This window comes from Mesorhizobium sp. SEMIA396 (assembly GCF_024518615.1).
GTDB lineage: Bacteria > Pseudomonadota > Alphaproteobacteria > Rhizobiales > Rhizobiaceae > Mesorhizobium.
In genome coordinates this window covers 482529-503161 of sequence record NZ_JANIFC010000003.1, presented here as the reverse complement: position 1 = coordinate 503161, position 20633 = coordinate 482529, and the positions used below count along the sequence as shown (strand labels likewise).

At 63.5% G+C, this 20633-nt stretch carries 20 protein-coding genes and 1 pseudogene; 10 read left to right on the top strand and 11 right to left on the bottom strand.

All coding sequences use genetic code 11. The features are described from left to right. Nucleotides 1-44: 44 nt before the first annotated feature. Nucleotides 45-1405: pseudogene (locus NP503_RS11905) on the bottom strand (cytochrome ubiquinol oxidase subunit I). Between the two features lie 260 nt (nt 1406-1665). On the opposite strand from NP503_RS11905, the gene NP503_RS11900 reads away from it, so the two are divergent. Further along, the gene (locus NP503_RS11900) at nt 1666-2592 is read left to right on the top strand and encodes an ABC transporter ATP-binding protein (RefSeq protein ID WP_127268578.1); all 927 of its coding nucleotides are present in this window, start codon (nt 1666-1668) and stop codon (nt 2590-2592) included. Next, nucleotides 2589-3350, top strand: coding sequence for an ABC transporter permease (locus NP503_RS11895; RefSeq protein WP_127268577.1), 762 nt, complete (start codon nt 2589-2591; stop codon nt 3348-3350). Before NP503_RS11900 ends, NP503_RS11895 begins: the two co-directional genes overlap by 4 nt. A 77-nt stretch (nt 3351-3427) precedes the next feature. On the opposite strand, the gene NP503_RS11890 is transcribed toward NP503_RS11895, so the two are convergent. Continuing rightward, the gene (locus NP503_RS11890; RefSeq protein ID WP_127268576.1) at nt 3428-4465 is read right to left on the bottom strand and encodes a phosphatidylglycerol lysyltransferase domain-containing protein; all 1038 of its coding nucleotides are present in this window, start codon (nt 4463-4465) and stop codon (nt 3428-3430) included. 352 nt (nt 4466-4817) lie between these two features. Between NP503_RS11890 and NP503_RS11885 the strand changes: the two genes are divergently transcribed. Beyond that, nucleotides 4818-6008, top strand: coding sequence for an NAD(P)/FAD-dependent oxidoreductase (locus NP503_RS11885; protein ID WP_127269737.1), 1191 nt, complete (start codon nt 4818-4820; stop codon nt 6006-6008). Here NP503_RS11885 and NP503_RS11880 read toward each other — a convergent pair. Next, a complete protein-coding gene (locus NP503_RS11880; protein WP_013528677.1) occupies nt 6000-6224 on the bottom strand; it encodes a hypothetical protein in 225 nt (74 codons plus the stop codon). The two genes, NP503_RS11885 and NP503_RS11880, sit on opposite strands and share 9 nt — an antisense overlap. A 225-nt stretch (nt 6225-6449) precedes the next feature. Further along, entirely contained in the window at nt 6450-8453 is a 2004-nt protein-coding gene (locus tag NP503_RS11875) for a PhoX family phosphatase (protein ID WP_127267188.1), read from the bottom strand. A 537-nt stretch (nt 8454-8990) separates the two neighbouring features. Between NP503_RS11875 and NP503_RS11870 the strand changes: the two genes are divergently transcribed. Continuing rightward, nucleotides 8991-9452, top strand: coding sequence for a hypothetical protein (locus tag NP503_RS11870; RefSeq protein ID WP_127267187.1), 462 nt, complete (start codon nt 8991-8993; stop codon nt 9450-9452). Between the two features lie 317 nt (nt 9453-9769). On the opposite strand, the gene NP503_RS11865 is transcribed toward NP503_RS11870, so the two are convergent. Together NP503_RS11865 and NP503_RS11860 are read right to left on the bottom strand one after the other, a co-directional pair. Continuing rightward, on the bottom strand, nt 9770-10429 hold the full coding sequence (locus NP503_RS11865) for a response regulator transcription factor (protein WP_023813468.1): 660 nt from the start codon (nt 10427-10429) through the stop codon (nt 9770-9772). Beyond that, the gene (locus NP503_RS11860; RefSeq protein WP_127267186.1) at nt 10426-11820 is read right to left on the bottom strand and encodes a sensor histidine kinase; all 1395 of its coding nucleotides are present in this window, start codon (nt 11818-11820) and stop codon (nt 10426-10428) included. The genes NP503_RS11865 and NP503_RS11860 overlap by 4 nt, the downstream gene beginning before the upstream one ends. A 172-nt stretch (nt 11821-11992) precedes the next feature. Between NP503_RS11860 and NP503_RS11855 the strand changes: the two genes are divergently transcribed. The 5 genes from NP503_RS11855 to NP503_RS11835 all read left to right on the top strand — a co-directional run bounded on the left by NP503_RS11855 (nt 11993) and on the right by NP503_RS11835 (nt 17111). Next, nucleotides 11993-12334, top strand: coding sequence for a hypothetical protein (locus tag NP503_RS11855; protein WP_013528672.1), 342 nt, complete (start codon nt 11993-11995; stop codon nt 12332-12334). A gap of 14 nt (nt 12335-12348) precedes the next feature. Continuing rightward, a complete protein-coding gene (locus tag NP503_RS11850; protein WP_127267185.1) occupies nt 12349-13068 on the top strand; it encodes a phosphatase PAP2 family protein in 720 nt (239 codons plus the stop codon). 245 nt (nt 13069-13313) lie between these two features. Next, entirely contained in the window at nt 13314-13592 is a 279-nt protein-coding gene (locus NP503_RS11845) for a helix-turn-helix domain-containing protein (RefSeq protein ID WP_127267184.1), read from the top strand. Between the two features lie 69 nt (nt 13593-13661). After that, nucleotides 13662-15395, top strand: coding sequence for a SulP family inorganic anion transporter (locus tag NP503_RS11840; RefSeq protein ID WP_127267183.1), 1734 nt, complete (start codon nt 13662-13664; stop codon nt 15393-15395). A 339-nt stretch (nt 15396-15734) separates the two neighbouring features. Then, the gene (locus NP503_RS11835; RefSeq protein ID WP_127267182.1) at nt 15735-17111 is read left to right on the top strand and encodes an adenylate/guanylate cyclase domain-containing protein; all 1377 of its coding nucleotides are present in this window, start codon (nt 15735-15737) and stop codon (nt 17109-17111) included. A 128-nt stretch (nt 17112-17239) separates the two neighbouring features. Here the strand turns inward: NP503_RS11835 and NP503_RS11830 are convergent, their stop codons facing one another. The 4 genes from NP503_RS11830 to NP503_RS11815 are packed head-to-tail and all read right to left on the bottom strand — an operon-like array spanning nt 17240 to nt 18590. After that, nucleotides 17240-17578: a hypothetical protein gene (locus NP503_RS11830; protein ID WP_127267181.1), complete on the bottom strand. Its 339-nt coding sequence runs from the start codon at nt 17576-17578 to the stop codon at nt 17240-17242. 1 nt (nt 17579) lies between these two features. Next, nucleotides 17580-18098: a hypothetical protein gene (locus tag NP503_RS11825; RefSeq protein ID WP_127269739.1), complete on the bottom strand. Its 519-nt coding sequence runs from the start codon at nt 18096-18098 to the stop codon at nt 17580-17582. After that, complete coding sequence (locus NP503_RS11820) at nt 18091-18450, bottom strand: hypothetical protein (RefSeq protein WP_164748707.1); 360 nt, start codon at nt 18448-18450, stop codon at nt 18091-18093. The genes NP503_RS11825 and NP503_RS11820 overlap by 8 nt, the downstream gene beginning before the upstream one ends. Next, nucleotides 18447-18590 carry a hypothetical protein gene (locus tag NP503_RS11815; protein WP_127269741.1) on the bottom strand — a complete coding sequence of 48 codons (144 nt, stop codon included), beginning with the start codon at nt 18588-18590 and terminating at the stop codon, nt 18447-18449. The genes NP503_RS11820 and NP503_RS11815 overlap by 4 nt, the downstream gene beginning before the upstream one ends. 175 nt (nt 18591-18765) lie before the next feature. Here NP503_RS11815 and NP503_RS11810 point away from each other — a divergent pair, with 175 nt between their 5' ends. After that, nucleotides 18766-19737 (top strand): AraC family transcriptional regulator, encoded by a 972-nt coding sequence (locus tag NP503_RS11810; protein WP_127269743.1) that lies wholly within the window; start codon nt 18766-18768, stop codon nt 19735-19737. 72 nt (nt 19738-19809) lie between these two features. Here the strand turns inward: NP503_RS11810 and NP503_RS11805 are convergent, their stop codons facing one another. Then, nucleotides 19810-20616, bottom strand: a complete 807-nt coding sequence (locus NP503_RS11805) for a YiiX/YebB-like N1pC/P60 family cysteine hydrolase (RefSeq protein ID WP_127269745.1) — start codon at nt 20614-20616, stop codon at nt 19810-19812. Nucleotides 20617-20633: the final 17 nt, after the last annotated feature.

Here is a 20633-nt window from a genome sequence, read left to right as displayed (position 1 = left end):
AGGTGAGGGGCCGCGCCGGCGCCCGGCTGGAGTGCCATATCAAATCACTCCCCCGCAGCCGGCTGCGACATCGGCGCGTTGAGCACGCCGGGCAACGGCGAGTTGTCGCCGTCCTTCGCCGCCTTCAGCGCCAGGTGCACCAGCACGCCGAGATAGGCGATCAGCAACAGCACATAGAGAACGAGGTATATGGCGAGCGTCAGCGCGACATGGCTGCCGGCCACCGGGCCGACCGCGTCGGCGGTTTTCAGCACGCCCGTCACCAGCCAGGGCTGGCGGCCGATTTCGGTGGTGTACCAGCCGGCCAACGTCGCCAGCCAGCCCGACAGCCCCATCGGCACCATCAGCATGGCCAGCGGCTTCGGCAGGCTGTGCCGGCGCTTGAGGAAGAAGGCCGCCGACCAAGAGACGAGCAGCATCAATATGCCCGTGCCGACCATGACGCGGAAACCCCAGAACACCGGAAAGACCGGCGGATGATTGCCGGGATAGTCGTTCAGTCCCGGCACCACGCCGCTGGCCGAGTGCCGCAGCACCAGGCTGGCCCCATCGGGAATGGCGATCTCGAATTTGTTTTCCTTCGCCGCCTCGTCGGCAGCGCGAAGAGCACCAGCGGCACGTTGGGGCCGGTGTTCCAGTTGGCCTCCATGGCGGCGATCTTCTGCGGCTGATGCTCCAGCGTGTTCAGCCCATGCTGGTCGCCGGCGAAGATCTGGATCGGGATCAGGATCGCCGCGGTGAAGACGCCGGTGCGCAGCGCCTTCCACATCGATTCCGAGCGGTCGCCGGTGAGATAACGCAGCGCCGACAGGCCTGATATCAGGAACGACACCGTCAGCCCCGACGCCAGCAGCATGTGGGTCAGCCTGTAGGGCATCGACGGATTGAAGATGATTGCCCACCAGTCGACCGCATGCGCCACGCCGTCGCGCATCTCGAATCCGGCCGGCGTCTGCATCCAGGAATTGAGCGCGATGATCCAGAATGCCGAGACGGTGGTGCCGCCGGCGACCAGCACCGTCGCCAGCGTGTGGATGCGGTTGGAGACGCGGCGGAAGCCGAACAGCATGATGCCGAGAAAGGCCGCTTCGAGGAAGAAGGCGGTGAGGATTTCGTAGGCCAGCAGCGGCCCGGCGATGTTGCCGACCTTTTCCATGTAGCCCGGCCAGTTGGTGCCGAACTGAAAGCTCATGGTGACGCCCGAAACCACGCCCATGGCAAAGGACAGCGCGAACACCTTCACCCAGGTGAAATAGGCGCGCATCCAGGCGGAATCGTTGGTCGCGTTGTAACGCAGCTTGAAGAACAGCAGCACCCAACCCAGCGCAATGGTGATCGTCGGAAATAGAATATGGAATGAAATATTCGCGCCGAACTGGATACGCGAAAGTATGAGCGGGTCCATGATGGGCTCCGGCTGCTGCAAATACTCGCGAAGGATAGGCCCGAAGCGAGTTCAGGTCAAAGCGGCGTCCTGCCGCGAGGCTGAACGCCACAGGACAATTTTGCCGGTTGCGTGCCGCGCAACTCCGGGCCTGTGCGCCGCACCTGCAACGGCCGGCCGGCACGATTGTCGAGAACTGTCAGCAGGGCATTGACTTGCGGTTGCAAGCACCGACATTCGGCCTATATCAGGGGACCTCTTTCAAGCAGCCGTTTTCATCCATGCCTTCCATCCTGTCCATTTCCGGGGTCTCCAAGACCTACGCCACCGGTTTCACCGCGCTCAAGGAAGTCAATCTCGACATTCAGCGCGGCGAGATCTTCGCGCTGCTTGGACCCAATGGCGCCGGCAAGACGACGCTGATCTCGATCGTCTGCGGCATCGTCAACCGTTCGTCGGGCACCGTCACCGTCGACGGCCACGACATCAACAAGGATTATCGCGCCGCGCGCGGTCTGATCGGGCTGGTGCCGCAGGAACTGACAATCGACGCCTTCGAGAGCGTCTGGGCGACGGTCAATTACAGCCGTGGCCTGTTCGGCAAGCCGGCCAACCCCGGCTTTGTCGAGAAGGTGCTGCGCGACCTGTCGCTGTGGGACAAGAAGGACGCCAAGGCGATCACCCTGTCGGGCGGCATGAAGCGCCGGCTGATGATCGCCAAGGCGCTGTCGCATGAGCCGCGCATCCTGTTCCTCGACGAGCCGACCGCCGGCGTCGACGTCGAGCTGCGCCAGGACATGTGGGCGATGGTGCGCCGGCTGCGCGAGGACGGCGTCACCATCATCCTCACCACGCATTATATCGAGGAAGCCGAGGCGATGGCCGACCGGGTCGGCGTCATCAACCGCGGCGAGATCATCCTGGTCGAGAACAAGGCCGAACTGATGCGCAAGCTCGGCCGCAAGCGGCTGGTGCTGGAACTGCGCAATCCGCTGACGGCCATTCCCGAGGCGCTCTCGCGCTATGCGCTGGAGTTGTCGCCCGATGGCGGGCAGCTGACCTACACCTATGACAATCAGGCCGAGCGGCCCGGCGTCGCCTCGTTGATGCGCGATCTCGAGGCCGGCGGCATCCAGTTCCGCGATATCGACACGCAAAACTCTTCGCTCGAGGAGATCTTCGTCAATCTGGTGAGGAGGGAACCATGAACCTTCGCGCCGTATGGGCGATCTATCGGATGGAAATGGCGCGTGCTTTCCGCACCGTGCTGCAGAGCATCGTCTCGCCGGTCATCTCGACATCGCTGTATTTCGTCGTCTTCGGCTCGGCCATCGGCTCGCGCATCACCGAGATCGACGGCATCAGTTACGGCGCCTTCATCGTGCCGGGTCTGATCATGCTGTCGCTGTTGACGCAGTCGATCTCCAACGCCTCCTTTGCCATCTACTTCCCGAAATTCGTCGGCTCGATCTACGAGCTTCTGTCGGCGCCGGTCTCCTATCTGGAGATCGTCATCGCCTATGTCGGCGGCGCCGCGACCAAGTCGATCCTTCTCGGTCTGATCATCCTGGCCACCGCCTCGCTGTTCGTGCCGCTGACCATCCTGCATCCGTTCTGGATGCTCGCCTTCCTGGTGCTGACGGCGGTGACCTTCAGCCTGTTCGGCTTCATCATCGGCATCTGGGCGAAGAGTTTCGAGCAGCTGCAGCTGGTGCCGCTGTTGATCATCACGCCGCTGACCTTCCTCGGCGGCAGCTTCTATTCGATCAACATGCTGCCCGAGATCTGGCGCACGGTGACGCTGTTCAATCCGGTCGTCTATCTGATCAGCGGCTTCCGCTGGAGCTTCTACGGCAAATCCGATGTCTCGGTCGGTATCAGCCTCGGCATGACGATCGTCTTTCTGCTGATCTGCATAGCGATCGTCGCCTGGATCTTCAGGACCGGCTACCGGCTCAGGAACTGAGCGGCGAAAGCGCCGTGTGACGCTGTCAGGTCTGTCGAGATTCAAGTCAGGCCGGCCTCACCTGAATATCGCCAGACCTAGATCGCCTTGACCAGCCGCAGCAACCCCAGCATCTCGACATACGTCCCCTTGCGGAAGGCGATGTAGACCGGCTCCTCGACGCCGTGGAAGCGGCGCTTGAACGCCGCTTGGCCCTGCAGGTTGAACCTGCGCCGATTGACCCAGGGAGAAGAATAGGCGCGCTGGAAGGCATTGCGCCAGAAATCGCTTTCGGCAAATCCGCTCGGGCCCACATCGACGAGCGGCGACAGGCCGAGCGTGACCACCGAGATGCCCTCTTCGCGAAAACGGTCAACGGCGAACTTGGTCAGGCCGATCTCGGCATGCGGTGAGGCGTCGAGATGCTTGCGCTTGAAGGCGGTGGTGTAGCCGATGACCTTGCCGCCGGCAAACAACGGGTCGAAGTCGAGCAAAGCGACCAGTTCGCCATCGGGACCGTGCAGGACGAAACGGCGCATGTCGGTGCCGAGATGGTCGGCGAAATGGCGGTTGAGAAAACCCATCTCCCAGCGCTTGACGATGCGGTCGCCGCGCCAGTTTTCCGAAAGCCGGGCGATCTCGTCGAGGTAGATCGTGCGCTTGTCCTCTTCGAACGAAAAGCCTTTCTTCAGCAGCCAGCGTTCGGAGTAGCGCACGGTCTCGTTGCGCTTCCCGGAAAAATCATGCTCGGGCAGGGCGAGGCGGGTGTCGATGCCGAGGCGATTGACCTTGTAGCCAAGGCCGGCCAGCACGCGTGCGGTGTCCTCGCCGACCTGCACGAACCATGGGCTGCCGGCGGTCTCGACGAAGCGCTTGATGTAATCGGCCCGACGCGCCGGAGCCGCCACCGGGTCGCCGAGCGCGAAATGGTGCTTCATCTTGGTACCGAAGGCGATGTAGCCATCGGCGTCGCCGAAATAGGAAAGCTTGCCTTGCACGGCGGTGGAATAGGCGAGCGAGAAGTCGCCATAGCGGCGCACCAGTGCCAGGCGTTCGATATGGGTCAGCGCCTGCCGCTCGACCTCGGGCGCGGCGGCCTCAAGGATCTTGTCGAAATAGAACCGCAAGGAGGGCATGGTCGAGATTCCGCGTGCCGCCTACAGCGCCGGCCGTCCAGGACGCGCCAAGGTGCTGTAACACTTTGATTCTGCGCATGACTCGAAAATCGGACTCGATTTCGGGCATGCGCGTGGGGGATAACCGAGACCCGCCAGCCACCCAAGGCCTCGAATCAATCACATTGCCGCGACCTGATTACCGTTGATATCGCGCATATGCCATATAGAGCGCAACCGCGGCCCGGCGTGTGGCGCTAAATCGCATCGCTCGAAATTCGGCCGCGGTTTGCTGCAGGGGATCCTGCGCGCGATCAAACGGTTACAGCGTCCTGCGAGCCTTACGGCGGGACGTCCAATGGGATTCGAGTGAATGACTGATACGACAATCAGATCGGTTGCGGATCTGCCGGCCACGGTCGAGCCGGCAATCGTCGTCGGCGCCGGTGCTGCCGGGCTGGCTGCCGCGCATGCCTTGATGAACGCCGGCGTGCCTACGGCGATCCTGGAAAAGGAAAGCCGGCTGGCCGAGCCCTGGCACCGGCGCCACCAGCAATTGCATCTCAACACCCATCGCGATCTTTCTTCGCTGCCTGGTCTCGCCTTTCCCCCTGGCACGCCCGCCTTTCCGCAAAGAATGGTCGTCATCCGCCACATGAACGATTTCCAGAAGGAGAACCGGCTGCCGGTGCAGTTTGGCGTCGCGGTCGAAGAGATCATCTTCAAGGGCGATCACTGGGCATTGCGCACCAGCGCCGGACCGCGCTTGGCCCGCAATGTCGTCATCGCTACCGGCCGCGACAGGCAGCCGTTCACGCCCGAATGGAAAGGCATGAGGGATTTCGTCGGGCGCATCATCCATTCGGCGGATTTTGGTGACGCGCAAGCCTATGCGGGCCAAAAAGTGCTGGTCGTCGGCGCCGGCAATTCGGGCTTCGATGCGCTCAATCATCTGGCCGGCATAGACACGGCCGCCATCTGGCTGTCGGCCCGCAACGGTCCCGCCCTGCTGCCCAAGCGCATCTGCAAGATCGCCGTGCACCGGCTTTCGCCGATCATGGCGCGCTTGCCGTTGCGGCTCGCCGATGCGGTGATGGCGGCAACGCAGCGGCTGGTTTTCGGCGACCTGACCAAATTCGGTCTGCCGCCCGCGCCTGCGGGCGGCGCCAGCCGCCTGAGCTCGGATTACACCGCGATCGCCGCCGACGACGGCGCCGTCGGCGCCATCAAGGCCGGCAAGATCACCGTCGTGCCGGGCATACGGGAATTCACCCGCGATGGCGTGATCCTGGCCAATGGCAGCCTGATCCATCCCGACATCGTCATTGCCGCGACAGGCTACCGCACGGGGCTGGAGCCCATGGTCGGCAAGCTCGGCGTGCTCGACGCCAAGGGCGTTCCGCTCTTCAACGGTGGCGAAGCCGATCCAAAATTGCCCGGTCTGTGGTTCACCGGCATGCGGCCAAGCATTCGCGGCTGCTTCGCCAATGCCGGCATCCTGGCCAAGGCGATCGCCAAACGAATTGCAAGGTCGGCCTCGCACCAATCCAGCGCATCACGCTGATTTCGGTTCCAGCCGCCGGAAACCGACGGCTTCCATCAGCATGTCCTCTTCCACCATGCCGGCATTGTGCAAGGCGAGCAGGTTAAGCGCGATTTCCCGCGCGTCGGCGGAATCGGGATGTGCCTCGCGCCGCCGGCAGGCCTCGTCGAACACGCGCTGCAGCTTGGCGATATCGGCTGGCTTGAGCAAGCCACGGTCATAGACGGACTTCGACATGGCGATCTCCTGATAAAGACCTAGAGCGCCATGTTTAAATTGCCAATCTTTCCCGAGGCTTGACCGACTTCCCCCCGTCGCCTCGCCATCCTGGGGCGGAGCAAGGGGCGAAGCGACGCGGCGCAGACCCCAGGAGCTGCTCCGCAGCCCAAGGGATACATGCCGCGGCTCAAGGCGCAGCAGCGGCGCAAATTCTGCTCCGCTGCTGCCCATGCGAGTGGGCAATCAGACCGCGATCTTGCCGCCGCCCTGTTTGGTGATGGCGACGACCGACGGCCGCACCGGCATGTCGGGCTTGAAGTCGGGCCAACGCGTCGACAGGTCCTCATAGTAGGACGGGCGCCCGAACGCTTCCCAGTCCTCTCCGCCGTCGCCCGGATGCTGGACGGCGACGAAGGCGGTCTGGTCGTCGGGCGCAAACAGCGGACCGCACATTTCGGCGCCGATCGGCACGCGGAAGAATAGTTTCGAGGTCGCCCGCGCCGCCCCCTCCGTGTCCACCGCCCATAAGCCATCGGTGCGGCCGGTGGCTTTCGGACCCTGGCCGTCGGTCGCGACCCAGAGACGCCCGGCCGAATCGACCGCGCAATTGTCGGGCATGCCGAACCAGCCATTGGCCGTCGTTGCCGTCGAGAAGGTGGCACCGACATCGGCAACCGAGGGATCGCCGCATTTCAGCAGCACTTCCCACTTGCCCTTGGCGGCCGTGAAATCACCGCCGTCCTCGGCGATCTCGATGATGTGGCCGAAGGCGTTTTCGGCGCGCGGGTTGGCGGCGTCGACCTGGTCGGCCTTGCGCTTCGAATTGTTGGTCAGCATGACATAGACCTTGCCGTTGACGCCATTGGGCTGAATGTCTTCCGGGCGGTCCATCTTGGTGGCGCCGAGCAGGTCGGCGGCGCGGCGCGTCTCGATCAGCACGTCGGCCTGGCCAGTGAAACCGTTTTCAGCCGTCAGCGGCCCCTGGCCGAACACGATCGGCAGCCATTCGACCGTGCCGTCTTCGGCGAACCTGGCGACATGCAGCGTGCCATCGTCGAGCAGGTCCTTGTTGGCGGCACGGTCGTTCGGATTGAACGCGGCCCTGGTCACGAACTTGTAGACATAGTCGAAGCGCTCGTCGTCACCGAGATAGAAGACGACGCGGCCGTCCTTGGCGACGATCGATTCGGCGCCCTCATGCTTGAAGCGGCCCATGGCGGTGCGCTTCCTCGGCGTCGAGGTCGGGTCGTTGACATCGACCTCGACGATCCAGCCGAAGCGGTTGGCTTCGTTGGGTTCCTTGGCGAGGTCGAAACGCTCGTAATGCGCCGCCCATTCATAGGCGCCTTCGGGAATGCCGAGACGCTTGTAGTTCGCGGCTTCCTTGTGGTCTTCCGGCAGCTCGCCGGAAAAATAGCCATGGATGTTCTCCTCGGCCATCACATAGGTGCCCCAGGGCGTGACGCCGCCGGCGCAATTGTTGACGGTGCCGAAAACCTTGGTGCCGGACGGATCGGCTTTGGTCTTGACGCGGTCATGGCCGGCAACGGGGCCGGACAGCGCCATTTCGGTGTTGGCGGTGATGCGGCGATTGAGCTTGCCGTCGCGCACCACCTGCCATTTGCCACCGTCCTTGCGGATCTCGACGATGGTGCCGCCATGGGCGGCCATCTCGACATCGACCTGCTCCTTCGAGAGGGGTGCGACTTCTGCCGACTTCTTGCCGTCCTTCTCGACGATCTTTACGATGCCCGGGAACATCAGATGCGGATTGGTGTATTCGTGGTTGACCACCAGCAGGCCATGTTCGGCCGAGCCGTCGATCGGGATGTAGCCGACATAGTCATTGTTGTAGCCGAACTGTTTCGCCTGGGCCTCGGCCGACTGTTTCGTCGGGTCGAAGTCGGGCGAATCGGCAAACAACGGATCGCCCCAGCGCAGCAGGACATCGGCATCGTAACCCGACGCGACATGGTGCTTGTCGTCGATGCCGGCCTCAAGTTCGTCGAACGCGAAGGCCGAGCCTTCCGCGGCCCTGGCCTCGTCGGCGCTGATCAGCGCCAGCGGGCTGACGGTGGCGGCGATGGCCGAGACGGCCAGCGAGCCCTTGAGGAAGCCGCGGCGCGAGAACCGCGCGGCGATGATCTCGCCCATGGTGCGGTTGTCGGAGGCGTTGATGGCCGGGCCGTCGTTTTCCTCGAGCAGGCTGGTGCGGAATCGGGTGTCGGCGGAGCGAAGGTCAGTCATGGTGGCTTGCCTCTGGCTGTCGGGTTGGCTGGAGCGTGGGGTACCTGTTTGACCCCCCTTATAATCGCCGGGTCACATTTTCGTGACATCGGGAGACCTTTCAGGCGCGACAGGCATTACGCGCAGCGCTGGCTCAGCATTCCCGAAGGCCGTGAACTGCTCCGGAATCGTCTTTTCGAGAGGAAGGAGACCTTCGGCGGCATGTTTCGCCGCGCATCCATGGGGTCAGTCGTTGCAAACGGCCGGCTCGACAAAGTCACCTCCGCCGCCCCCGGCGGAGGTGACTTGATGTTCGGCGTCTGCCGTCGTCAGGCGTAGGGAAAGCGAGTCTCCCATTTAGCGATGGCGGTCGCGGCGCCGTTCATGCAAAGCTAATGTAGCATACGCTTGGGACTTTAGTCCAATCTTGCGCTTTCAAAGGTCCTAGTTGACAACCGCAACGGTCGGAGGTCGCTTCCGGACCCCGCGTCTTTCGGCAATGTTGTTGCACTGCAACGTTGGGGTGGGGCGCGCCGGGCTCAGTCGTCGGAGATCAAAATGCACAGATCGGTCACGACCCGTTGCTGCCGGCTGGCGCTCAAATCGGCAGCGGCGCTGGCGTTGACGATTGCTCCCTACCAAATTGTCCTGGAGGGCTCCGTTCCCGGCATTCACACCGCCAGCGCATACGCCAAGGGTGGCGGTAACAGCGGTGGTGGCGGCGGCAACGGCGGCAATTCCGGCGGCGGCAATGGAGGGAACAGCGGCGGGAATAGCGGGAATGGCAACAGCGGCAATAGCGGCAAATCGGGATCCAATCAGGGTAAGAGCGGAAGCCATGTCAATGCAAAGACCGGTGACAAGGTCGACGTGACCGGCAACAAGATCACGGTCCGGCATCCCGACGGCATAACGGAAAAGCTTGAGAACGGACGTTTCAGCATGAAGGACGCGCTCGGTCGCACGATCATCGACCGCCAGGCCACGCCGGCCGATGCCGATCGTCTCAAGGCCTTGTGAAGCTGGCCAACAGGCAACGGTCAGCTTTGCACGTCACCTCCGCCGCCCCCCGGCGGAGGTGACCTCGTTTTTGGCGGTGCCGCCCCGGTCCCCGAGGCGCGACGCGCTTTTGCGCGGTCCGCACCTTGCGGAGGCACGCAACCTTGCAATCGTTGTTTTGCGCAATCCAGGACGGAAACCGCTGCGAATTCCCCTAGAGCCGGATGATTTCAGGTCGAAATCGGCCTGAAATCTAAATCCGCCTCTAAATCAAAGAGATAGAGCATGATGTCTTCCGAAAACCGCTTCACACCTTTCGGCATCATGCTCTCGTTGCTTTAGGAAGGCCTGTCGCGGTCGCGCAACTCACGCATCATCAAGGCTGCTTCGGTGCGGTTTCGCACATTGAGCTTCGACAGCACCCCGGTCATGTGATGCTTGACGGTCTTCTCCTGCAGCTCAAGCCGCAAGGCGACTTCCTTGTTGCTCAGCCCCTCCGCCACCAGCCGCAGGATTTCCGTCTGCCGATCGGTGAGCTGCCGCAGCCGTTCCGCAATGCCGTCGGTCGGCTGCTGGGACTGGAGATCCGAAAGCAGCCGGGCCGACAGCGTCGGCGACAGATAGCTTTCGCCGGCTGCAACATTGCGCAGGATGTCGGCGAGCCCGCGCGACCCGACGCCTTTGAGGACATAGCCATTCACCCCTGCGTTCAGCGCCTTTGTCACATCGGCGTTGGCCTCCGAAACGGTCAGCATGACGATCTTCTGGGCCGGATGGCTGGCGAGAATGCTTGCCACCGCGGTCAGCCCGCCGCCCGGCATGGAGATATCGAGCAGCAAGATGTCGGGCCGCACCGTCGTGGCGAGGCGTTCGGCATCCTGCGCCGTGGCGCCCTCGCCAACCATCTCGAAGCCTCCGATCTCCGACAGGCTGCGCGTCACACCTTCGCGAAAGAGGGGGTGATCGTCGACAATGGCGATGCGAATGGTCCCAGTCATGCTTGCTCCTCGACCGATAGACGGATCACCAAACGCGTACCTTGCGGCCCGGTCAAGGTTTCGAACTGTCCGCCAATGCTTTCGACCCGCTCCCTGAGGCCGGCGAGGCCGAGACCCTCGACCCGTGCCGCCGGATCGAAACCGGGCCCGCCGTCCGACACTTCGACAAAAAGCCGGCCACCTTTCATCCCCGCACTCACCGCCTGATCCTTGCCCAACCCGTGGCGATAGGCGTTGTTCAGCCCTTCCTGGACGAAACGATAGATGCTGATCTTCTCGGAGGCGCCGGGCTCCGGCAAGTGTCCGGTCAGCGTCAGCGTCACCGACGTTCCCGTCCTCTGCTCGTGTTCCTTGACCGCCAGCCGCAGAATGTCGGTTGCGGCAGCCGTCTCGATCTGCGGCAAAACAAGGCCGGTGCAGATGCCGCGTATTTCGCGCATCGCGTCCTCCAGTGTCTTGCGGATCATTGCGACCTCGGTCGAACGGCTTACGCTCGAATGGCCGTCGCTGGAAAATATCGGGCTGTCCATGCGCAGCGCCGCCAGTGCCACGAGTTGGGCCGGGCCGTCATGGAGGTCGGCGCCGATCCGGCGCAGATATCTTTCGTTGAGCGCGGTGGCGCGGCGGGACGCCCGTTGCACGCGCAGTCGCAAAGCACTGTTTTGCGCCACCAGACCCTGCAGCTCCGAGACCTGGCGGCGCAGTGCCCCACGCTGATCGTCGATGGTGCGGCTGCCGCGCAGGACGATGCCCGACAGGAGCAGGAATGCCGCGAGCGTCGCGCCGGCCACGATCAGCCAGCTCGACCACAGGGCGGACGCCAGGGTGGCCTGGAAATCGTCGGCGATCTCATAAAACTCGGTGACCGCCACCACCTCGCCCGACCAGGGCTCGCGCACGGGATTGTATATCTCCAGCAATGGCAAGCCGGTAGCCTTCTCCTCGCGTTCATCATCATCGAATGTATTGAATTCAGCGACGACATTGCCTTCGAAGGCGGAACGCAGATTGTCGCTCGGACCGAAGCGGCGGCCGATCAGGGACGCCTCCTTAGCGTAGAGAACCGTGCCGTCGCGGCGCCAGAGCACGAACGATTGGAGGCGCTTGCCGAGCGCGCCCTGGCCAAGCGTCTCGTCCAGCGCCTGCTTGACGGACTCGCTGAGCTCCTGGTCCTTGCGTAAGTCGGGAAGCAGCGGCGCAATCACGCTGTCGACATAGAGCGCCGTCGTGGCGGCCGAATTGCGGATGACGCCGTCCCGGATCTGCGCCGTCACCCAGGTGCCCACCACCAACATGACGGCCAGCAGGCCAAAGCCGCCGGCAACGACGAATTGCAGGGCAAGGGAAAGCTCGCTCCAGCGCCGCATCAGGTTTTGAAAACTGCGAATCATGAGCCCCTGACCGCCCTTCGAACCGACAGATTGGGCGATGTTAGTACTTTGAGCTTCCGGCTTGCCATTGCCAAGGGCTTCGTTTGGTCGAGGTCGCTTGACGTCCCGGCGCGCTTGGGAAACAACGTCCGCGACGCACGCGGCGGGAGCCGCTCCGAGAGGGGACGAAACGTTGAGTTTTTCGGGATTGCTGCAGCTCGGCTTTTCGACGGTCATTTTCCTGCTGGCGGCGACAGCCGCCAAGCAATGGGGCCTTGCGCCGAGCCTTGGCAAGATAGCGCTGACGCTGGCGCTCTATTCGCTGGGCAATCTGATCATGCTGCGGCTGATCCGCGAATTCGGCATGTCGGTGTCGTTCAGCCTTTCCGCCGTCATCCAGCTGGTCTCCGTGAACGTCGTGGCGCTGGTCTTCTTCGGCGAGCGCGTCAATGCGCTGCAGGCGACCGGCATCATGCTGGCGATCGCAGCGGTGGCGCTGATCACGCTCGGACCCTATCTGCAAGGTCGGCTGTAACGGGCGAATTGCCGATGAAGAACGCCGCGAACGCTTTGCTCAACCGGGTCGAATTCCCGGTGCTGCTGGCCGGCCTGGTCATCGCCGCCGGCCTGTGGGGATTCGAGGAGCTGATGGAGATTGCGCGCGCCACCACGCCGCACGCCTTCGACACCGAGATCCTGCTCGCCTTCCGCCAGGCGGGGCGCCCTGACAGCCCGATCGGCCCGCTGTGGCTGCAAGGGGCGATGCGCGACATCACAAGTCTTGGCAGCGGCAGCGTGTTGGTGCTGATCGTGACGGCGGTAATCGTCTATCTCCTGCTTATCCGCAGGCCGGCGACCGCCCTTTTCATCTTCGTGGCGGTGGCCGGCGGTCAGGTGCTGTCGAGCCTGCTGAAAGCCGGCATCGACCGGCCGCGCCCCGAACTCGTCTCGCATCTCGTCAACGAAACGACGCTGTCTTTTCCGAGCGGCCACGCCATGCTGTCGGCCGTGACCTATCTGACGCTCGGCGCGCTGGCGGCACGCTTCCTGCCCGGTCGAACGACGAAGATCTATGTGCTGTCGCTGGCGGTGCTGACGACGCTGCTGGTCGGCATCAGCCGCATCTATCTTGGCGTCCACTGGCCATCGGATGTGCTTGCCGGCTGGTGCGCCGGCTTCGTCTGGGCGATGCTGTGCTGGCTCGCTGCCCGGGCGTGGCAGCGATGGCGCGGGCAGCGCCTGAACGGCGACAGCGAGACTGGAGACTAGATCAGCCGGTCGATCAGCCCGTGCCCGCAGCCCACCGACAGCAAGGCCGCCCAGGTCATGAAGGTCTTGAAGAATTCAACCGCGTTACCCCCTGCCTAGATGGACACCCTAGGCACAATCCCGGGAAGTATCTGAATGATCGGTCAGCCGCCCCTTTACGCCTCAGACGTTCATCCTAATGCTTGAAACATCACAATGATAGTATTATACCTTATTCCTGCAGACTCAGACGGGGATTCCGGCCGATGATCACTGCCGCGCAGATGCGCGCCGCAAGGGCGCTGGCCGGCATCGATCAGAAGACGCTCGCCGAGCGCGCCGGCGTTTCGCTTCCAACCATCCAGCGCATGGAGGCGAGCGATGGCGTGGTCAGGGGCGTGGTCGACACGCTGATGAAGGTCATCCAGGCTCTCGACGAGGCCGGGGTGGAGCTGATCGGCGAGAACCAGACCAGCGAGCGCGGCGGCCGGGGCGTGCGCCTCAAGGCTGCCGTGCCGCGGGATCCCAAGGCTGAGCCGGCATAAAGTCGCGACGGCGACCGCCGACAGCCCTGCCGACGATCCCGCCGCCTTTCAGGGTGCGAAAGGCAGTCCATGGATCAGACGCAGCGGGCAGTGCATCAACCGGCCCACAGGTCGGCCCATAGGCCGGTAAAACCGACATTTTCCGAATTGTTCACGCCGAAGCTGGTGACGGTCTGGCGCGAGGGCTACACGTTCGCCGACTTCAAGGCGGACGCCATTGCCGGGCTGACGGTCGCCATCGTCGCGCTGCCCTTGTCGATGGCGATCGCCATCGCCTCGGGCGTGACGCCCGAGCGCGGCCTCTACACCTCGATCGTCGGCGGCTTCATCATTTCGGCGCTCGGCGGCAGCCGCTTCCAGATCGGTGGTCCGGCCGGCGCCTTCATCGTGCTGGTGGCCGCGACGGTTGCCCGGGTCGGCATCGATGGACTGCTGTTGGCAACGATGATGGCAGGGGTCTTCCTGCTCGCCATGGGCTATCTCCGCCTCGGCACCTACATCAAGTTCATTCCCTATCCGGTGACGGTCGGCTTCACCGCCGGCATCGCCGTCATCATCTTTTCAGGACAGATCGTCGAACTGTTCGGGTTGAAGCTTGCCGGCAGGGAGCCGGGCCCGCTGGTGCCGAAGTTGATCGCGGTCGGTGAGGCGGCCGGCACCATCAATCTTGCGGCGACCTTCGTGGCGGTGTTGACCATCTTCACCATCGCCGGCCTGAAGCGCTGGCGGCCGACATGGCCTGCCATGCTCATCGCCATCGGGCTGGCATCGCTGGTCGTGGCGCTTCTCTCGCTGCCGGCGGAGACGATAGGCACTCGCTTTGGCGGCATCCCGCGTAGCCTGCAAATGCCCGCTCTGCCGCCGATCAGCCTGGGCAGGATGATTGACGTGCTGCCGGATGCCATTGCCTTTGCCCTGCTCGGCGCGATCGAATCGCTGCTGTCGGCGGTGGTCGCCGACGGGATGACGGGCCGGCGGCATCGTTCCAACTGCGAACTGGTGGCGCAAGGCTTCGCCAACATCGCGTCCGCCCTGTTCGGCGGCATCTGCGCCACCGGCACCATCGCCCGCACCGCGACCAATGTGCGGGCCGGCGCCCACGGACCGGTTTCGGGCATCGTCCACTCCGCCATCCTGCTCGCTTTGATGCTGGTGGCGGCGCCGCTCGCCAGCTACATCCCGCTCGCAGCCCTGGCTGGCGTGCTGGCGGTCGTGTGCTGGAACATGTTCGAGAAGCAGGCCTTCGCCACCTTGCTGCGTGCCTCGCGCGGCGATGCGCTGGTGCTGATGGCGACCTTTCTGCTCGTCATCTTCCGCGATCTCACCGAAGGCATCGTCGTCGGCTTCGTGCTGGGCTCGATCCTGTTCATCGACCGCATGGCCAAGTCGATTGCGGTCGAGGCCGATCAGCCGCTGGTGCAGGAGGATGTCGCCGACAGCGCCAACGCCTACGATGCCAGCGAGGCGACCGACGCCGACACCGTGGTCTACCGCATCTCGGGCGCCTTCTTCTTCGGCGCGGCATCGACCGTCGGCACCGTACTCGACCGCATCGCCGACCAGCGCAGGAACTTCATCCTCGACTGCTCGGCCGTACCGTTCTTCGATTCGACGGCGGCCAACGTCATCGAGGGCGCCGCCCACAAGGCCAGGCGCGCCAGCGTCCGCTTCATCATATCAGGCGCCGCGCCGCAGATCCGGCGCATGCTGATCAACCACGGCGTGAAGCGTCCGCTGGTGACCTATGCAGCGTCGATCGAGGAGGCGCGGGCGCAGCTGAAAGGCAAGATCGAGGTGCGGTAGGGGCCGGGATTTGCCGGCCGGCGGTCGCCTGAACGTCAACTTTTTGATCTCAAGCAAGCGGGGAGCACGCTTTAGGCGAGCGGGCTCACTTTAGTCCCAGATGCAAGGAAAGTCGCTTCGCGGCGGCGTCGAATGCCACCAATCTTCGTGACCTGAACAGGGAAGCCTCCGCCTATCCTGCTTCAGCTTTCACCGTGGTCCTTTGTCCGGACATTTTACTCTTTGCAGCCGCGTTTCAAAAATGAAACCGCAATCATGGTAGAGTTCGCGCACTGATTTGCCAGTAGAAGGCGGGTTTGCCAAATGCGTGACACGTCCCCGCGAAATCGAAGTGATCCTATGCCGACCGCGCCAACACTTGAACTTCGCCGCTATTCACGGCTGAGAAATTTGCGAGAGCGCGCAGAACGCCAAGGTGCTGCATTGCAGTTCTGGGCGCGTACGGCATCGCTCGCCGTGATCTCCTGCTTCTTTTCATTAATCAGCCGCTGGGATGCCTCTCTGCTCTTCGTGCTGGCGGGCCTCATGTTGTTCCAGCTCGTCGGCCTGATCCAGTTTCGCTTTGCGCGCCGTCGCAACGCGCCATGGTGGATCGGTTATCTCGTAGGCACGCTGGACATCGTTCTGTTGACCGTTCTGCTGGTAACGCCCAACCCGTTTTCCCCGGAGGTCGCGCCGGCCGCGATGCAACTGCGCGAAGGCAGCTTCAAATTCCTGTTGATTTTCGTGTGCCTTGGCGCGCTGACCCTTTCGACCCGATTGGCGCTCTATCTCGGAGCGCTCGCAGCCTTGACGTGGACGATCGGGGTGGGATGGGTGATTCTTCATGCGGGAACCGTCCTTCCGGCGACGAACCTCTATTCGCTGCCGACGACAGAGCGACTGAACCTCTATCTCAATCCCAATTTCGTCGACACATTCGCGCAGGCGACCAACGTGTTGGTTGTGCTGATTATCGGCGCGATCATGGCGTTGGTCGTCTCTCGTTCTCGACATCTGTCGGAAGACTATGTCAAGGCAGAGCGCGCCCGCGCCAATCTCGCCCGGCATTTTTCGCCAAATGTCGTCGACCAGCTCGCCGCGGATGACGAGCCCTTCGGTCCGGTCCGCCGGCAGGATATCGCGGTACTGTTCGCCGACATCGTCGGCTTCACACACTATTCCGAGGATCATCCGGCCGAAGCAGTGTTCGAACTTCTGCGTCAGTTCCACCGTCGCATGGAGCAGGTCGTTTTCGACCACCATGGCACCGTCGACAACTATATCGGCGATTGCATCATGGCCACATTCGGGGTTCCGCAAGCCAGCCATAACGACGCAACCCGAGCCATCCAGTGCGCTGAAGCGATGATCGCCGCTCTCGAAGACTGGAATGTGCAGCGGGTGTCCAGGGGATACCCGTCGCTGGACGTTCGGATCGGTGCACAATATGGCGCAGTCGTCATCGGTGCGGTCGGCAGCGAGCGCAATCTTTCCTTCGCGGTGGTGGGCGACACCGTCAACGTCGCCAGCCGTTTGCAGGCGCTTTGCCGTGAACTTCAGGCAAACATTTGCTTTGGGTCACGACTGATAGAAGCCGCGAAGGCGGAATCGCCCACGACACAGTTGAATGCGCGCGATCATGGGCCGGTGAGCATCCGCGGTCGGGATGAACCGGTCCATGTCTGGGTCGAACACAGAGCCGAAAACCAGGGTGCTGTTTCGGTTTCGGCGTGATATAGCCGCCATGTGAAACGCCTGCATCTGCCGGAAAGTTCACGCCTGAAGGCATCATGCGCTCGCAGGCACTGAGCGAGGCGTCGATGTTCCTCTATCTGCGCGATCTCGAGGAGTGCGAAATCGTCTCAGCATGATTGCATCTGGCGGCTGAGCTTGCCGCGCACGGCCCCGGCGGTGCCGACGGCGCCATTGACCGCGCCCATCATCTTCATCTGCCCGGCGGTCTCGTTCATGCGCGCCCGGCAATCCTGCATTTTTCTGGTCGCCTCGACTGCAGCCAGGGCTTCGCCAAGACCTTCCGGCGAGTCCGTCTGGCTGCAGCTGGAAGCCAGCAGGCAGATAAGCATTGCGATCGGGCTGCCCCGCCTGACACGTGCCGTGGCTGGGAAAATGCCGCGATGTTCGGCCTCGAGGCTCCCGCTCGGAGTTGCTTTTCCCGCCACCCGTTTGCTGTTGCCCAACATCCTATCGCCCCATCGCCGGGCCGAGGATGAGGCTGCGGATTTTTGGCGTCAGCGGCCTGACGACATCGGCGAAGGGGTCGCCCTCGGCCCGCAAAGCCATCAATCCTTCGACCTCTTCGTCGATGGCCGAGATGGTCTCTGACTTCTGTGCGTCGGTCAGCTCCCTCATGCCGGATATGGCACCCCTGAGCTTGGCGAAAATGGCATCGAGTTCTGCGGCCGACATCGTCGCCAGGAACCCGCGCATGGTCTCGCCAAGCGCGACCTTCCAGCTGTCGGCGGTGAAGCCGGCTGTGCCGATCAAGCCCTTGTCCGCCGCATCGCGCTCATACCAGTCGGCGGCGATCTCCTCGTCATAGGCGAACTGACCGAATTCGGGCTGCAAGGCCTCGATCAGGCCGACGACCGCCGACGCATCCCGCGCTGTCAGCGCCAAGGCATGCGGGCTGTCGAACATCATGCCGGCAAGTGCGAGCGCGCCGGCTAGCCGGCGCATGGCTGCGAAACGCCGCTCAGCCATAACAGTCCTCCACAACGCCGGCCCGGGCACTGCTCGTCGCCTGGGACTGCAGAACCGAGCCGCCGATCGAGGCGGCCTGGCCGGCAATGACCCCACCATTGCCAGCCAGACCGCCAAGACCCCCCGCCATCGACAGGACACCGCCGAGCAGAGCCGCATTGGTCTGCGCCTTCGCCGCCTTCTTGGCGGCCTCGGCGCAGGCGGTTTCCGTCGATGGTTCGTTCCGGGCCTTGTTGCTGCCGGCCGCGCTCGCGATCAATGCCGTGTTGCTGTCGGCCTGGCCCGTTTGGCAGCCCGCCAGGGCAATGGTCAGGGCCACGAAAATGCTTTTTTTCATGGTGCTGCTCATCATCGGGCAGCGCGCGGCGGCAGCTTGACCTCGCGGTGATCGGTCACCGTGTTGCCCAACGAGATCGACAGCAGATAGGCACGCGGATTGAAGCCCGCCGCGGCCAGTGCCGACAGCGTCTTGAACAGTTGCAAATGAAACATCGTGCCCCCTTGGATTGCCGCCAATACGGTTCCGGTTTCGGAATCGCGCCGCAAACTAGGGGCATCGAAGGGGGACAGCTTGGACAGAACGGCACTGAAAGCGGCCAAAACGGCCCGGTATTGACGTTTTGCAGGCCGCGGCGCATATGACCGCGCTCTTGGCATGGGGGTGTCGATGACTGCGACGATGGGGCCGTCAGCTTCGTTCAGGCTGGCGACGGAGATGTTTCCGGAGCGGGATCGCGTCGAGATTACGCGCGAGGTTTACGGCCGCACGGTTCTGAGGGTGGACCTCGATCCGCTTGCGCCGGCGCAGATCGACATGCGGGTGCGCGCGTTGCCGGGCCTCGGCATCGCCACCGGCAGCTCATCGGAATTCCGGGTGCATCGCACATCGTCGCTGATCGACAACGACGACTTCGTTCTTCTGGCGGCCCTCGATGGGGGCAGCGTGATGAAGCACCGCGGCCGCGAGGAGGCGGTCGGCAACGGCCAGGCGCTGATGATGAGCGGTGACGAGGTTGGCCTCAACCTGATCGGCGCCGGCGGGTTCCGCTTCATCAATCTGAGTTTTTCGCGCAAGCAGCTTTCGCCTCTGATCGGCGATCCGGCAGCGGTCCTTATGCGGCCCTTGCCGACCCAAAGCGGGGCGATGCGGCTGTTGCTCGACTATATCAACTCGATCCAGGAGGTCGGAGACGAGTTGACTGCGGAGGCCTGTCACCTTGCGGCGACGCATGTCTTCGACCTTGCCGCACTCGCCATGGGCGCGACCAGGGATGCGGCCCAGATCGCACGCGGCCGTGGCGTCAGCGTTGCCCGCTTGCGCGCCATCAAGGCCGATATCGTCGCGCATGGTGGCCATGTCGACCTGTCGGCGCGGGACGTCGCCGCCCGCCACGGACTGTCGGCCCGCTATGTCCGCAAGCTGTTCGAGAGCGATGGCACATCCTTGATTGATTTCATGATGAACCAGCGGCTGGCGCGTGCCCATCGCATGCTTGGCGATCCGCGCCATGCCGGACGCAGCATCACCGCGATCGCCTACGAGGCCGGCTTCAACGATCTTTCCTATTTCAACCGGGCGTTCCGCCGCCGTTATGACGCCACTCCCTCGGACGTGCGCGTTGCGGCTTGCAAGCACTGACGCCAAAGCGCCGCCTGCCGGGCCGCGCTCCCGTGCCGTGCCGTCCATGCTGTTGGACTCATTTGATCGCGTCTATTCGGCGGCCTTTGCCCCGGGATCGGCAACCTTGTCGTCCCAGACCATCTGCCGGTAGTCGAAACCATATTCCAGCGTCGGTTTGACGATGCGGAAATAGGGCGACAGGTCGAAATCGCGCGGCGTGTAGAGCGAGTGGTGGCGGATGTGCAGGATTTCCTTGCGCGAATAGTTCGACTGCGCGGAGGCTCGGCCGGGCGCACGGGTGATTTCGGGCAGGATCGGATAGCGGATCTGGCCATAGGCCTCGGCGATCAGCGTCGAGCAGATCGCCCGTGTCGGGTCGCCGGAGCCGAAGGCCAGCATGCGGCGGCGCCAGCGCACCGGCACCGGCGGTGTGGGCAAGAAAAAACGCAGCATGTCGAAAATGTTCTTGAGGTCGTATTTCAGGCCGAGCCTGCCGATCATGAAGGCGACGACCTTGTCGCGATCCTCCGGCGCCAGCCCGCTCGCCCGGCAGATGCGGGTGTTGTAGGTGCGGTAGCGCGACAATGGCACGGCGACGCAGCCTTCGCCGATCGTGACCTCGATCAGGCGCGGCCGTTCCGAGCCGTCTTCCGGCGCGGGCAAGGCATCGCCGACATAGAAGGCCGCATGCGACCAGGTCGACTGGGTCAGGTACTTGATCGCCGCCGAGATCTTCTGATTGCCCTCGATCAGCAGGATGTCGCCCGGCTCAAGCGTGCGGCGCAGCGTTTCGGCATCGGACGGAGTGTAGGGCTCGTAGCCGGACGATTCTCCCTGCAGCCGGCCGGCAAGCCAGCGGCCAAGTCGATCCAGAAGCGTGTCGCCGGGCTCGGTCATGCCCCATGGCGATTAGC

Bases quoted from the DNA above. Each gene is read 5' to 3' on its own strand.
- NP503_RS11825 (WP_127269739.1), bottom strand. From the start codon at position 18,098: ATGGCTGAGCGGCGTTTCGCAGCCATGCGCCGGCTAGCCGGCGCGCTC.
- NP503_RS11830 (WP_127267181.1), bottom strand. From the start codon at position 17,578: ATGTTGGGCAACAGCAAACGGGTGGCGGGAAAAGCAACTCCGAGCGGG.
- NP503_RS11845 (WP_127267184.1), top strand. From the start codon at position 13,314: ATGATCACTGCCGCGCAGATGCGCGCCGCAAGGGCGCTGGCCGGCATC.
- NP503_RS11835 (WP_127267182.1), top strand. From the start codon at position 15,735: ATGCCGACCGCGCCAACACTTGAACTTCGCCGCTATTCACGGCTGAGA.
- NP503_RS11860 (WP_127267186.1), bottom strand. From the start codon at position 11,820: ATGATTCGCAGTTTTCAAAACCTGATGCGGCGCTGGAGCGAGCTTTCC.
- NP503_RS11810 (WP_127269743.1), top strand. From the start codon at position 18,766: ATGACTGCGACGATGGGGCCGTCAGCTTCGTTCAGGCTGGCGACGGAG.
- NP503_RS11875 (WP_127267188.1), bottom strand. From the start codon at position 8,453: ATGACTGACCTTCGCTCCGCCGACACCCGATTCCGCACCAGCCTGCTC.
- NP503_RS11865 (WP_023813468.1), bottom strand. From the start codon at position 10,429: ATGACTGGGACCATTCGCATCGCCATTGTCGACGATCACCCCCTCTTT.
- NP503_RS11870 (WP_127267187.1), top strand. From the start codon at position 8,991: ATGCACAGATCGGTCACGACCCGTTGCTGCCGGCTGGCGCTCAAATCG.
- NP503_RS11890 (WP_127268576.1), bottom strand. From the start codon at position 4,465: ATGCCCTCCTTGCGGTTCTATTTCGACAAGATCCTTGAGGCCGCCGCG.
- NP503_RS11820 (WP_164748707.1), bottom strand. From the start codon at position 18,450: ATGATGAGCAGCACCATGAAAAAAAGCATTTTCGTGGCCCTGACCATT.
- NP503_RS11850 (WP_127267185.1), top strand. From the start codon at position 12,349: ATGAAGAACGCCGCGAACGCTTTGCTCAACCGGGTCGAATTCCCGGTG.
- NP503_RS11900 (WP_127268578.1), top strand. From the start codon at position 1,666: ATGCCTTCCATCCTGTCCATTTCCGGGGTCTCCAAGACCTACGCCACC.
- NP503_RS11815 (WP_127269741.1), bottom strand. From the start codon at position 18,590: ATGTTTCATTTGCAACTGTTCAAGACGCTGTCGGCACTGGCCGCGGCG.
- NP503_RS11880 (WP_013528677.1), bottom strand. From the start codon at position 6,224: ATGTCGAAGTCCGTCTATGACCGTGGCTTGCTCAAGCCAGCCGATATC.
- NP503_RS11840 (WP_127267183.1), top strand. From the start codon at position 13,662: ATGGATCAGACGCAGCGGGCAGTGCATCAACCGGCCCACAGGTCGGCC.
- NP503_RS11885 (WP_127269737.1), top strand. From the start codon at position 4,818: ATGACTGATACGACAATCAGATCGGTTGCGGATCTGCCGGCCACGGTC.
- NP503_RS11895 (WP_127268577.1), top strand. From the start codon at position 2,589: ATGAACCTTCGCGCCGTATGGGCGATCTATCGGATGGAAATGGCGCGT.
- NP503_RS11805 (WP_127269745.1), bottom strand. From the start codon at position 20,616: ATGACCGAGCCCGGCGACACGCTTCTGGATCGACTTGGCCGCTGGCTT.